Source organism: Christiangramia oceanisediminis, from assembly GCF_022570735.2.
GTDB classification, from domain to species: Bacteria; Bacteroidota; Bacteroidia; order Flavobacteriales; family Flavobacteriaceae; genus Christiangramia; species Christiangramia oceanisediminis.
Genome location: NZ_JANCNS010000002.1, coordinates 125,811 through 139,427 on the forward strand (window position 1 = coordinate 125,811; position 13,617 = coordinate 139,427).

Sequence of the window (13,617 nt, forward strand, 5' to 3'; positions counted from 1 at the left end):
TCTATTTGAGATATTAGTGTATTCGTGGCAAAAAATAAAAGCATGAAACCAAACCTGAAAATCATAAAAATAGGAGGTAAGCTTATAGAAAACGAAGCCTTGCTGGATTCCTTTCTGGATGATTTCGTACAATTAAAAGGACCGAAGATCCTCTGTCATGGCGGGGGAAATAAGGCTACTGAAGTTGCCGACAAACTGGGGTTTGAAACCAAAATGATCGACGGAAGGAGAATTACCGATAAGGATTCCATGGAGGTGATCACTATGGTTTACGGCGGACTTTTAAATAAAAATATAGTTGGCAGGCTTCAGTCCAAAAAACAGAACGCGATCGGGCTTTGTGGTGCGGATGGGAATGTGCTAATCTCGAAAAGAAGACCGGTGAAAGAGATCGATTATGGGTTTGTGGGAGATGTGGAAAAAGTGAATACTAAATTCATTAATTCCTTACTGGAACAGGGAATAGTACCGGTTTTTTCGGCAATTTCGAGTACAGAGGATGGAGTGCTGCTTAATACGAACGGCGATTCGGTAGCTTCGGAAATCGCCATTGCGATGAGTGAACTTTTTCAAACCAAGCTTTATTTCTGTTCAGAAAAAAAGGGAGTGCTTAAGGATATCAATGACGAAAACTCAGTGATCTCTGAAATTGATTCGGAAAAATATACTAAACTGGTTGCTTCGAAAGTGATCACAGACGGAATGCTTCCGAAACTCCATAATTGTTTTCAGGCCATAGAGAGAGGAGTAGATTCGGTTTTGCTTGGTGATTCCGGATTGTTAAAGCGAAATGCAACTCATACCAAAATCATAAAATAATGCAGGTTAAGGAACTTCAGGAACAGGCTATCGATTTACTGAAAAAGCTGATAGAAACTCAGTCATTTTCTGGTGAGGAGAACCTAACGGCTTATCTGCTTCAGGACTGGTTAAATCAACATAAAATTCCTCATCACCGGCAGATGAACAATATCTGGGCGGTGAATGAGCATTTTGAGGACTCCAAGCCAACATTGTTATTGAATTCCCATCACGACACTGTAAGGCCGAATTCGGCATACACAAGGGATCCTTTCAAGGCAGAGATCGAGGATGGGAAACTATTCGGTTTGGGCAGTAATGATGCCGGGGGCTGCCTGGTCTCCCTGCTGGCGACTTTCACTTATCTTTTTTCTGAAGAAGGTCTTAGTTATAATCTGCTTTTCGCAGGAACGGCAGAGGAGGAGATCAATGGAAAAAATGGGATCGCCGCATTACTCCCTGAAATTCCGAAGATCGATGTGGCTATCGTAGGAGAACCTACCCTGATGAACCTGGCTGTAGCCGAAAAAGGCCTGATCGTTTTTGATGCGGTGGTTAAGGGAACACCTTCGCATGCAGCTCATCCAAATAACGATAATTCTATCTATAAGACAGCCAGGGTTCTGGAATGGTTCGAAAATTTTAAACTGGAAAAGGTTTCTGAAACTTTAGGTGAGGTAAAAGTCACCGTAACCCAGATCAATGCCGGGAGTCAGCATAATGTGGTGCCGGCAAGGACCCACCTGGTGATAGACGTTCGGGTGAATGATAAATACAGCAATAAAGAAATTGAAAAGATTTTAAAAAATATGGCTCCGGTGGATGAGATCAATGCCCGTAGTTTAAGACTGAATTCCTCTTCGATACCGCTGCATCACGACCTGGTAAAAGCCGGGATCGAACTGGGCATGGAAACTTATGGTTCACCAACCTTATCTGACCAGGCGATGTTGGGTTGTCCTTCGGTAAAATTGGGGCCAGGTGATTCCACCAGGTCGCATTCAGCAGATGAATTCATTTACGTTAAAGAGATCAAGGAAGGAATTGAAAAATATATAAGATTGCTTGAGAAGGCGTTGAAATAAAAGTCGCACTGAGCCTGTCGAAGTGCGACAGGCTCAGTGCAGCAAACAACAAATAATTCGTCAAGCTGAACTTGTTTCAGCTTCCCTTGAGATCCTGAACCTCCCGAAGTTTCGGGACAGGATGACGAAAAATAAAATTTAAAGTCATTTTGAACGAAGTGAGAGATCTGCGGTTCTTCAGTCGTATATGATACAGAAAAAAGGAACTATTATAAATAGCTCTCGACTCCGCTCGAGCAGACATAAATAAAAAACTATGAAACTCTGGGATAAAGGTATTTCAATAGATAAAAAGATCGAGAATTTTACCGTGGGAAACGACCGGGAACTGGATATGCACCTGGCTAAATATGATATTCAGGCATCGAAAGCGCATGCAAAAATGCTGGGGAGAGTCGGGATTTTAAGCGAAGAGGAAGTCGACGCTCTGGTTGCGGAATTGGAAAACTTGAAGGTACAGCTTCAAAATGGCCAGTTTCAGATCGAAAAAGATTTTGAGGATGTGCATTCTAAAATAGAATTTGAACTGACCAAAAAACTGGGTGATACCGGCAAAAAGATCCATACCGCGAGATCCAGGAATGACCAGGTTCTGGTTGCTCAACAGCTGTATTTTAAGGAAAATCTTCAGGATATTTCAGGAAAAACAAAGGATTTGATCGATGTTCTTCTTGGCCTGGCCGAGGAACATAAAAATAAATTACTGCCAGGCTACACGCATTTGCAAGTGGCAATGCCATCTTCCTTTGGATTATGGTTTTCAGCTTATGCCGAATTACTTATCGATGATTTGTATCTTCTGGAAGCGGGATTAAAGATCGTAGATCAAAATCCGCTGGGATCAGCGGCCGGGTACGGTTCTTCATTTCCAATTGACCGGGAATTTACAACAGAAGAATTAGGATTTTCAACACAGAAATTCAATGTAGTGGCTGCGCAGATGAGCAGGGGGAAATGTGAAAGAACGGTAACCTCGAATATCGCTTCGCTGGCGAATACACTTTCGAGATTTGCGATGGACATCTGCCTTTATATGAGTCAGAATTTTGATTTTATCACTTTTCCCGATGAGCTAACAACCGGCTCCAGCATCATGCCGCACAAGAAAAATCCCGACGTTTTTGAACTGGTTAGAGGTAAGTGTAATAAACTCCAGGCTATTGCCAACGAAATGATCCTGATCACCAATAACCTTCCCAGTGGCTATCACAGGGATTTTCAACTGATCAAGGAAAACAGCATTTATGCAGTGGAAAACATGAAGGAGATCCTGGATATTTTCACTCATTCCATCGCACAGGTTAAAGTAAAAGATATAGATCTTCAGGATGAAAAGTATAAATACCTGTTTACGGTAGATAGTATTAATGAACTGGTGATTAACGGGAAGTCCTTCAGAGATGCCTACCAGATCATTGGCACACAGGTTCAGGAAGGATCTTATGAGGCTTCAGAAGGGATGAAACATTCACACACCGGGAGCAAGGATAACCTCTCGCTGAACATGATAAGAGCGAAACTTCAGAAGTTATAAAAAATACCTCCTGATCAAATGATTCAGGAGGTTCAAACTTAAATGAAGCAAAATTAAATTATGGTCATCTGCCCAAGATTGAGATTTTCATTGTTCACAATATGACCTTCAGTATCGCTGATCACACTTTCCAGGAAATCTCCCACTCTCTCGGTAGAATAATGATTGTCGGTATTAATATCGTTGGTACAAACATTTAATTTTATACTTAACTCTACTGCCATTCGAACTGTTTCTGCCTCCTTTTTAAGGCCTAAATGATCCAGCAACATGGCAGTTGAAAGTACTGAAGCCACCGGGTTTGCGATTCCCTTTCCGGCAGCCTGAGGATAGGAACCATGAATAGGCTCAAAAAGTGCATTTTTAGTTCCTACGGAAGCAGATTCCAGTAATCCTATACTTCCACCAATCACGCTGGCTTCATCTGAAATGATATCTCCGAACATATTTTCAGTAAGGATCACGTCAAATTGTTTAGGATTCAAGATCATTTGCATTGCGGCGTTATCCACAAAAAGATAGTCTACCTTAACCTCTGGATATTGCCTGGCTATTTCGGTTACCGTTTTTCTCCATAAACGTGAAGTTTCCAGAACGTTCGCCTTGTCAACAAGAGTTAGTTTTTTTCTTCGGTCTTCAGCAGCTTTAAAAGCAAGGTGAGCTACCCGCTCTATTTCTTCTACAGAATAGGTGCAAAGATCTGAAGCCGATCTTCCATCTTCGGCAGTGCTTTTTTTACCAAAATAGATTCCACCGGTGAGTTCCCGGAAGATCACCATATCAGCTCCTTCAATATTTTCAGGTTTTAGAGGGGATTTATGAAGCAGACTTTCATAAGCCCTCACCGGCCTGATATTGGCAAAAAGTCCGAGCTCTTTTCTTAATCTCAAAAGACCTTGTTCCGGTCTAACCTTTGCCGATGGATCGTTATCATATTTAGGATCTCCAATGGCACCAAATAACACAGCGTCAGAATTTTTACAGAGTTCGAGTGTGGATTCAGGCAACGGATCCCCCAATTGATCGATTGCAGCAGCTCCCACTACAGCTTCTTCAAAATTGAACTCGTGATCAAATCTATCGGCAACAGCTTTCAGCACTTTAACTGACTGCTGAGTTATTTCGGGCCCAATCCCGTCTCCGGGTAATACGGCTATATTGAATTTCATAATTTTAGTTTTGTAGGGTTTCTTCTAATCTATTCAGGTTTTCGGACCTTTTCTGTTCAAAATCTTCAATAGCATCCAGCTTGTTGGTAAGGAAATCTATGTCGTCATAGCCATTCAGCAGGCAGGTTTTTTTATAGGGATCGATCTCAAAACTTTCGTTCTGTCCTGAACTTTCTAATTTAATTTTCTGTTCTTCCAGGTCAATAGTGACCTTTTCATTCGGATCTTTTTCTACTGCGGTGAATAATTTATGCAGAAAATTAGGGCTTACCTGTACTGGTAAAACCCCATTATTCAAAGCGTTACCTTTGAAAATATCAGCGAAATAACTGGAAACAACCGCTTTGAATCCATAGGCTTTAAGTGCCCAGGCGGCATGCTCCCGGCTGGAACCACAGCCAAAATTATTTCCGGCGATCAAAATAGAACCTGAATACCTATCCTGGTTCAGAACAAAATCTTCGTTAGGTTCTCCATTTTTATTAAAACGCCAGTCTCGGAAAAGGTTTTCACCAAAACCTTCCTTGTCGGTAGCCTTCAGGAAACGAGCCGGAATAATCTGGTCGGTATCCACATTTTCGGCATCCAAGGGTATGGCTGTATCTGTAAGTTTTATAAATTTTTCCATCAGTTCAATGTTTGAGTGTAATCTGAAATTTTTCCGGAGATCGCTGTAGCTGCGGCCGTAAGCGGACTCGCCAGGATAGTCCTGGAACCAGGGCCCTGTCGACCTTCAAAATTTCTATTACTGGTAGATACACAATATTCACCTTCCGGAATTTTATCATCGTTCATGGCCAGGCAGGCGGAACAACCCGGTTGCCTTAGCGTGAATCCTGCTTCTTCGAAAACCTTATCCAGGCCTTCTTCTTTGATTTGCGTTGCTACCTGTCGACTCCCGGGAACGATCAGCGCATTTACATTATCAGCTTTCCTTTTGCCTTTAATATAAGATGCAGCTACCCTGAAATCCTCTATTCTTGAGTTGGTACAACTTCCAATAAAAATATAGTTGATAGGTTTTTCAAGTAGCGTTTCCCCCGGTTTGAAATTCATATAGGCCAGCGCTTTTGCGTCGCTTTTATTGCCTTCTACCGGAATTGAACCTGTCAATTTGATTCCCATTCCCGGATTGGTTCCGTAGGTGATCATAGGTTCGATATCTTCAGCTTCAAAAGAATATTCCTGGTCAAATTCAGCTCCTTCGTCGGTTTTCAAAGTTTCCCAGTGAGCTCTCATTTTTTCAAATTCAGCTCCTTTGGGAGCGAATTCCCTTCCTTCCACATAATCAATAGTTGTCTGATCGGGAGCAATTAGTCCGCCACGGGCACCCATTTCGATGCTCATATTGCAAACCGTCATTCGACCTTCCATAGACATTTCCTCGAATACATTCCCAGCGTATTCGCAGAAATAACCGGTACCTGAATTGGTTCCGAGTTTGCTGATGATATAAAGGATCACATCCTTAGGGAGCACTCCTTTTTTCAGTTTTCCATTGACATTCACCCGCAATTTTTTCGGTTTTTCAACCAGAAGGCACTGGCTCGCAAAAACCTGGGTTACCTGGCTGGTTCCAATTCCGAAAGCTATTGTTCCAAAGGCACCATGAGTAGAGGTGTGGCTATCGCCGCAAACGATGGTCATCCCGGGTTGAGTGATACCCAACTCGGGAGCCATCACATGGACAATTCCATTGTAGGGATGGCCGAGTCCGTATAAAGTAATATTGTTTTCTTCACAGTTCTGGCTCAGCTCCTTCAGTTGTTTTCGGGACAAAAGATCTTTTACCGGAAGGTGCTGATCTTTTGTGGGTGTATTATGATCGGCCGTGGCAACGATTTGTTCGGGGCGAAAAATTGGAATATTTCTCTCTTTTAATTCATTAAATGCCTGCGGACTCGTCACTTCATGTATAAGGTGCTTATCTATATACAGAATATCTGGTCCGTTAGGAATGCTCTCCACCACATGGGAGTCCCATATTTTGTCAAATAAGGTTTTATTCATATTCATTAAGCAATTGCTCTTGCACTTTTTTTATAAATATCCATGATAGTGTGAATATCATGGTCTGCCACTTCTTTTTTAGCATCGGCGAAATTCAGGAATTCGGTATAGACACAGTCCAATTCCAACTTGGTTAGATTGTACCCCATTTTCTTCGCCTTATAGGCCAATGCAGCTCTTCCGCTACGGGCAGTTAAAACAATAGCCGACTCGGTGACCCCGACATCGGCTGGATTTATGATTTCGTATGTTTCTCTGTTCTTAATGACGCCATCCTGGTGAATGCCCGAACTATGTGCAAAGGCATTTGCACCGACGATCGCCTTATTGGGCTGGACGAACATGCCCATTTCCCTGGAGACCATTTTACTGGTGTCGTATAACAACTGTGGGTTGATGTCTGTATTTAAATTCAAATACGGATGTTGCCTCAAGATCATGACGACTTCTTCCAAAGCAGTGTTTCCGGCTCTTTCGCCGATCCCGTTAATGGTACATTCGATTTGCCTTGCTCCATTTGAAACTCCGGCAATGGCATTAGCTGTGGCTAAACCAAGGTCATTATGACAATGGCAGGAAATGATCACATTTTCGATCCCAACCACGTTATCCTTAAGATATTTGATCTTTTTGCCGTATTCCTCAGGAAGGCAATAACCGGTGGTATCTGGAATATTCAAGACGGTTGCCCCGTTCTTAACAGCTTCCGTACAAACCCTGGCAAGGAATTCATTGTCGGTTCTGCCGGCATCTTCAGCATAGAATTCAACATCGTCTACAAAACTTTTAGCGTAGGCAACGGCTTCACCGGCTCTTTCGATGATCTCGGGCCTGCTGGCCTTGAATTTATATTTTATATGAGAATCGGAAGTTCCAATTCCAGTATGAATTCTTGGCTTTCTGGCATATTTCAGTGCATCTGCAGCAACCCTGATATCATTCTTCACGGCGCGGGTAAGGCCACAAACCGTGGCATTTTTTACGAGTTTTGAAATCTCACTAACCGATTTGAAATCGCCAGGACTAGAAACCGGAAAACCGGCCTCGATCACATCAACACCCAGTTCATCCAGTCGAGCAGCAATTTTTAATTTTTGTTCAGTATTCAGTTTGCAGCCGGGGACCTGTTCTCCGTCCCTCAACGTAGTGTCAAAAATTTCTACCTTTTCAGTACGCATATGAGATTTATTTTACTATATCTTTATCTAAAGTATCGGAATAAGAATGCTTTCAGCCCTGGAATATGAAAAGCGTTACGATACTGAATTTGGATTATGAAGCTCTTAACCTCTTGTTTTATAGTGGTTTATAAAATATTGATTTACAATGACCAATGACTTAACCGAAAACCTGTTTTCTCTAATAAAATCCCTTTCAGCCTCAGAAAAAAGACAATTTTCCCTTTATGTAGGCAGGGTAGGAGTGAATTCAGATTCGAAATTTCTGAATTTATACAAGGTTATGTCCCGTCAGAAAAAATATAATGAAGCCGAGATCCTGAAAAGTACAAGGATCACCAAGCTGCAATTATCCAATGTGAAATCTCACCTGTATAAACAGCTTTTGATCTCGCTTCGGCTGAATCCGGCGCACCAGGATATTCCGGTTCAGATCAGGGAACAGCTTGATTTTGCCTATATTCTTTATCATAAAGGCCTTTACAAACAAAGCCTCAAGATCCTGGATAAGGTGAAAAGCACGGCTCTTACTTACGAGGAAAAGAATGTGGCCTACGAGATCCTGGAACTGGAAAAGATCATCGAATCTCAATATATCACCCGTAGTATTAAGAACCGTGCGGAAACATTGATCAAACAAACTGAAGAACTCAATAAACTGAATGTTGTTTCGGGCAAACTTTCCAACCTGTCCCTGGAACTATATTCCATCTTCCTGAAGATGGGCTATTGCCGGACTGAAGAAGAGGCTGAGGGTATAAAAGACTACTTTCAGAAACAGTTGCCCGAATATGATTTTTCGGAATTAGGCTTCCGGGAAAAGCTGTGGCTTTATAAAGCCCATTTATGGTACAGCTTCCTGATCCAGGACTTTTTGGGTTGTTACCGGTATTCCTCAAAATGGAATGATCTCTTTAAGGATTACAAGCACCTGATCCCTATTCACCCGGTTTCGTATTTAAAAGGGAACCATTATTTGCTGGAATCGCTTTTTTACCTAAGCCATATCGAGCTTTTTGAGGAGACCTTGAAACATCTTGAAGATTCGCTTCGGGATCCGCGCATTCCTCATGATGATAATATCTCGGCCCTAGCCTTTTTATATGTGTATTCTAATAAACTGAATTTAAGGTTTATGAAAGGCGAGTTTGGCAATGCAGAAGAACTGGTGGAAAAGATCATTCAGAAGATCAATAAATTCCGCGGCAGACTGGATGAACATCATATCATGGTGTTCTACTATAAGATAGGTTGTTTGTATTTTGGGGACGGTGATAACAAGAAGTGTATTGAGTATCTTAAGAAGATCATCACCAATAAATCGCTGGAAATGCGGGAAGATTTAATGTGTTTCGCGCGTATCCTTAACCTGGTAGCTCATTATGAAGCGGGGCTGGATTATCACCTGGACAGCCTGGTGAAGTCTACCTATAAGTTTTTGATCAAGATGGATGACCTGCACGAGGTTCAGAAAGAAATGATCCGGTTTTTGAGGAATATGCCTGATGTTTCGCCGCTGAATATTAAAGACGAATTCAGAAAACTGCATGCGAAACTGAAGAAATTTGAAGATCATCCTTACGAAAAACGGGCATTTTTATACCTGGATATTATTTCCTGGCTGGAGAGCAAGATCGAAAACCGGCCTGTTAAGGATATCATGAAAGAAAAAAGCGAAGCTTTATCGAGATAAACTGAAGCGATTTGCCCCAGAAAAACCAGCATCTAGTCAATATCCTCCAGCTAAACCTTGCCGTGATGCTGATCAGCACCTCGGGAGCACTAGGCCGGTATATTAGCCTGCATCCCGTTTTTACGATCTTTTATCGCTGTGTGCTGGCGGTGATCGTTTTTTACTTTTTCTGCAAATGGCAGAAGATCTCACTGAAAGTCGATAATAAGAGGGATCTTTTAAAAATGATTCTGGGTGGGATACTGATGGGAGGTCACTGGATCACTTATTTTTATTCCCTTCAATACAGCAGCGTAGCGATCGCGCTTTTATCCCTGTTTACCTACCCGGTGATCACCGCTTTTTTAGAACCTATCCTTTTTAAGATTAAATTCAATAAAGTGCATATTGGTCTGGGATTGCTGGTACTGGCTGGTATTTATTTTCTAAGCCCGGAATTCGATTTGGAGAACGATTATTTTATCGCGATCATTTTCGGGATCGCTTCGGCTGTGTTTTATTCGTTTCGAAATTTGCTGATGAAACGCGAAGTAGAGCGCTATAACGGAACTGCGCTCATGTTTTACCAGATCCTGGTAGTGGCGATCTGTCTTTTTCCTTCGACTTTTTTCAGTGATTTTGACCTGGTGCTTGATAACTGGAAACCTCTATTGCTGCTGGCAGTGCTAACAACCTGTATTGGACATACCTTATTTTTAAAAAGCTTCCGGAATTTCAGCATTACCGCTGCCAGTATCATGAGTAGTATTCAGCCAGTTTACGGAATTATCCTCGGAGTGATCTTCCTGAATGAAATTCCGGGATTTAATACTATCATTGGCGGGTTACTAATCCTCAGTGCTGTAATTATCGAAAGCCTGCTGTCTATCAGGAATAATAAAGCCTGAAAACTTACACGCAGGCGTCCCAGATAGGATCTGAAGGGGGAGGCGCGATCACATGTACCGGTATATTTTTAACCGGATGCTGAAATTTCAATTCTCGTGCATGTAAATGAATGCTCGCATCTTTATTACTTCGGTCAAAACCATATTTCAGGTCGCCTTTTATTGGGCAACCAATCGCTGAAAGCTGACTTCTTATCTGGTGATGCCTGCCGGTTTCCAGATCGATCTTAAACAGGTAATAATTATCCAGTTTTTTGATGAGTTCGTAGTGGAGGATGGCTTTCTTACTATCCGGAACTTCCTTTATATGTGCGTAAGATTTATTCTGTTTTGGATTTCGTTTTAGGAAATGAATTAGGCTGTCTTTTTGTTTGGGCGGTTCATTTTTCACTACGGCCCAGTAGGTCTTCTGGGCATCTTTATTCTGGAATAATTTATTCAACCGTGGCAGGGCTTTAGAGGTTTTTGAAAACAGCACGATCCCGCTGGTAGGGCGGTCCAGCCTGTGAACCACACCCAGGTACACATTCCCTGGCTTGTTGTATTTTTCCTTGAGGAAAGATTTTACCACTTCGCTTAAAGGCTTGTCGCCAGTCTTGTCACCCTGAACGATATCGCCCGGTCTTTTATTAACCACGATGATGTGGTTGTCTTCATAAAGAACCTCCAGATTGTCTTTATTGGAAAGTGTTTTTTCTGAACCCAATATTGATAAGTTTTTAGAATTGACCTTAATTCTCAATTCTGAATTTAACCCTTTCAAACTTCGTACTTCGAACTTTTAACCTCGTACCTCGCTAGTATTGTTCCTTATCTGAAGGGAAATCCCGGCTTTTTACATCATCCCGGTAGTTTTCAAAGGCTTTGGTCATTTCGGTATGTAGATCGGCATATCTTCTTAGGAAACGCGGATTGAACTCGTGTGTCATTCCAAGCATATCATGAACAACCAGCACCTGGCCATCAACTCCTTTTCCGGCACCGATCCCTATTACCGGAATACTGATGCTTTCAGCGACTTCTTTGGCCAGTTCAGCAGGAACTTTTTCAAGTACTACCGCAAAACAGCCCATTTTTTCGAGCATTTTGGCATCGCTTTTTAGTTTTTCTGCTTCCTGTTCCTCGCGGGCTCTTACCGTGTATGTTCCGAATTTATAGATGGACTGAGGGGTAAGTCCTAAATGTCCCATTACCGGAATTCCGGCGTGCAGAATTCGTTTTATCGAATCCTTTACTTCTTTTCCACCTTCCAGTTTTACGGCATGTGCACCGCTTTCTTTCATGATCCTGATAGCCGATCTTAATGCTTCTTTTGGATCACTCTGGTAACTTCCGAAAGGAAGGTCAACTACTACCAGGGATCTGGTGATCGCTCTAACCACACTGGTGGCATGATAGATCATCTGGTCCAGGGTGATTGGAAGGGTAGTTTCATGGCCGGCCATCACGTTGCTGGCAGAATCACCTACCAGGATCACATCGATCCCGGCACCGTCTACAATTTTCGCCATGGAATAATCATAGGCAGTAAGCATGGCGATCTTTTCACCATTCGCTTTCATATCTACCAGGGATTTGGTGGTGATACGCTTGTATTCTTTCTTAGCAACAGACATCGGCTATAATTTAAATTTGAGTAAAAGTAGTAAATTCGTGAGCCACATTCAAAACTAGCTACAAATGAAAAAACTATTCGTATTAGGTCTTATATTTCTTAATATTTCTGCTTTTGCCCAATCAGAACCCGAAAGTCTTGTAAAGGAGTTTTTTAGGTCTTTTCACGCCCAGGATACGGTGGCTCTTAAAAGCTATGCCCAACCTGGAACCAGGATGGAAACGGCTTCTATAAATGAACAGGGAAAGGTGCAGTTCAGTTCTATGGATTATTCGCAATTCCTGGAACGAATAGCATCTATCCCTGCCGATTCAGAATTTGAAGAAGTTCTGCATGAATACAGGGTGGAAAAGAACGGAGTGCTTGCTACCGTAACCACACCTTATAGCTTTTATTTTAACGGAAACCTTAGTCATTGCGGGGTGAATAGCTTTCAAATGGTCCAATTCGATGATACCTGGAAAATCACTTATGTTATCGATACCCGAACTAAGAAGGATTGTAAAGAATAAATAAAAACCGGAAGATCAATCACTCGATCTTCCGGTCCAAAAGGCTAGTATTCGGATTCTTAAGGTTTCAACACCACTCTGAATCTTGCCTTATTATTCATCATTTTTTCAAAAGCTTCGTTCGCCTTGTCCAGCGGAAATTCTTCTATCATAGGTTTTGTGCCGGTCATTGCGCTGAAATTAAGCGTGTCTTCAGAATCCATTGCTGTACCGCTTGGCCAACCCGCGGCTGACTTTCTTCCCATCAGTAATTGCATTGGAGAAACCTCTATTGGTTCTCCAGTAGCTGCAACCATCAACAATTTTCCGTCGATTCCCAGTCCGTCAACTACTGCTGAAATCGCATCACTGTGTGGTGCAGTAGCGAGTATCAGTTTGGCTCCTCCCAGTTTTTGAAGTTCTTCTGAGCCATCTTTTTCACCGGTATTGATAAAGTGATGTGCACCCAGTTTAGTGGCCAGATCCTTTTTATCATTGCTGTGAGAAACGGCTACGGTCCTCATTCCCATTTTATTGGCATACTGTATCGCTAAATGTCCTAGCCCACCAATTCCCTGAACGGCAACCAGGTCTCCGGCCCGAATTCCTGAATTTCGTAAAGCATTGTAAACCGTGATCCCGGCGCAAAGCAGGGGAGCGGCATCGGCAGAAGAAAGTTCATCCGGAATAGCCGCGATCGCTTCTTTTGGAGCTGTCATAAACTCCGCGTATCCACCATCATAAGAAATACCGCTGATCTTTCCATTCTCACAGTTAATAAAATCACCTCTGCGGCAGGGCTCACATTCAAAACAATGTCCTCCGTGCCAGCCAACACCTACTCGCTGACCTTTTTTCCAGTTGGAGACATTTTTACCTACTTCTTCAACTATTCCTACTACTTCGTGGCCCGGGATCCTTGGATATTCCAGTCCGGGGAAACCACCTGCTTTTACAAAATTGTCACTGTGGCAAATTCCGCAGGCCTCTACCTTAATTAATATTTCATTTTCAGCAGGGCTTGGTTTATCTACGTCTTTAATTATAAAATCACCACCTGCTTCTTCAATTACTGCTGCTTTCATTTTTACTATATTTTTAGTTGGTTATCATAGAACAGGAAGATCTTTTTAGATCAGAAGAGTTTACCTGAA

Annotated in this window: 13 protein-coding genes; 6 read left to right on the top strand and 7 right to left on the bottom strand. The window is 42.2% G+C overall.

From position 1 onward, the window contains the following. Window positions 1–42 precede the first annotated feature (42 nt). From argB to argH, 3 genes are all read left to right on the top strand, one after another. Window positions 43–819: an acetylglutamate kinase gene (argB, locus tag MKO06_RS07885; RefSeq protein ID WP_241551633.1), complete on the top strand. Its 777-nt coding sequence runs from the start codon at window positions 43–45 to the stop codon at window positions 817–819. Next, window positions 819–1,886, top strand: coding sequence for a M20 family metallo-hydrolase (locus MKO06_RS07890; protein WP_241551634.1), 1,068 nt, complete (start codon window positions 819–821; stop codon window positions 1,884–1,886). The genes argB and MKO06_RS07890 overlap by 1 nt, the downstream gene beginning before the upstream one ends. Window positions 1,887–2,142: 256 nt before the next feature. Continuing rightward, window positions 2,143–3,420: an argininosuccinate lyase gene (argH, locus tag MKO06_RS07895; protein WP_241551635.1), complete on the top strand. Its 1,278-nt coding sequence runs from the start codon at window positions 2,143–2,145 to the stop codon at window positions 3,418–3,420. Between the two features lie 53 nt (window positions 3,421–3,473). Here the strand turns inward: argH and leuB are convergent, their stop codons facing one another. The 4 genes from leuB to MKO06_RS07915 are packed head-to-tail and all read right to left on the bottom strand — an operon-like array spanning window position 3,474 to window position 7,777. Then, window positions 3,474–4,589 (bottom strand): 3-isopropylmalate dehydrogenase, encoded by a 1,116-nt coding sequence (gene leuB / locus MKO06_RS07900; protein ID WP_241551636.1) that lies wholly within the window; start codon window positions 4,587–4,589, stop codon window positions 3,474–3,476. 4 nt (window positions 4,590–4,593) lie between these two features. Then, window positions 4,594–5,217: a 3-isopropylmalate dehydratase small subunit gene (gene leuD / locus MKO06_RS07905; RefSeq protein WP_241551637.1), complete on the bottom strand. Its 624-nt coding sequence runs from the start codon at window positions 5,215–5,217 to the stop codon at window positions 4,594–4,596. Then, window positions 5,217–6,599 carry a 3-isopropylmalate dehydratase large subunit gene (gene leuC, locus MKO06_RS07910; RefSeq protein ID WP_241551638.1) on the bottom strand — a complete coding sequence of 461 codons (1,383 nt, stop codon included), beginning with the start codon at window positions 6,597–6,599 and terminating at the stop codon, window positions 5,217–5,219. Before leuC ends, leuD begins: the two co-directional genes overlap by 1 nt. A gap of 5 nt (window positions 6,600–6,604) precedes the next feature. Beyond that, window positions 6,605–7,777 carry a 2-isopropylmalate synthase gene (locus MKO06_RS07915; RefSeq protein WP_241551639.1) on the bottom strand — a complete coding sequence of 391 codons (1,173 nt, stop codon included), beginning with the start codon at window positions 7,775–7,777 and terminating at the stop codon, window positions 6,605–6,607. A gap of 148 nt (window positions 7,778–7,925) precedes the next feature. Here MKO06_RS07915 and MKO06_RS07920 point away from each other — a divergent pair, with 148 nt between their 5' ends. Then, entirely contained in the window at window positions 7,926–9,470 is a 1,545-nt protein-coding gene (locus tag MKO06_RS07920; RefSeq protein ID WP_241551640.1) for a hypothetical protein, read from the top strand. Between the two features lie 11 nt (window positions 9,471–9,481). Further along, entirely contained in the window at window positions 9,482–10,357 is an 876-nt protein-coding gene (locus tag MKO06_RS07925) for a DMT family transporter (protein WP_241551641.1), read from the top strand. Window positions 10,358–10,361: 4 nt separating this feature from the next. Here the strand turns inward: MKO06_RS07925 and MKO06_RS07930 are convergent, their stop codons facing one another. Continuing rightward, entirely contained in the window at window positions 10,362–11,063 is a 702-nt protein-coding gene (locus tag MKO06_RS07930; protein ID WP_241551642.1) for an RluA family pseudouridine synthase, read from the bottom strand. Between the two features lie 91 nt (window positions 11,064–11,154). Then, window positions 11,155–11,973: a 3-methyl-2-oxobutanoate hydroxymethyltransferase gene (gene panB / locus MKO06_RS07935; RefSeq protein ID WP_241551643.1), complete on the bottom strand. Its 819-nt coding sequence runs from the start codon at window positions 11,971–11,973 to the stop codon at window positions 11,155–11,157. 64 nt (window positions 11,974–12,037) lie between these two features. Between panB and MKO06_RS07940 the strand changes: the two genes are divergently transcribed. Further along, a complete protein-coding gene (locus tag MKO06_RS07940) occupies window positions 12,038–12,484 on the top strand; it encodes a nuclear transport factor 2 family protein (protein WP_241551644.1) in 447 nt (148 codons plus the stop codon). Between the two features lie 59 nt (window positions 12,485–12,543). Here the strand turns inward: MKO06_RS07940 and MKO06_RS07945 are convergent, their stop codons facing one another. Then, window positions 12,544–13,548, bottom strand: a complete 1,005-nt coding sequence (locus MKO06_RS07945; protein WP_241551645.1) for an alcohol dehydrogenase — start codon at window positions 13,546–13,548, stop codon at window positions 12,544–12,546. Window positions 13,549–13,617: the final 69 nt, after the last annotated feature.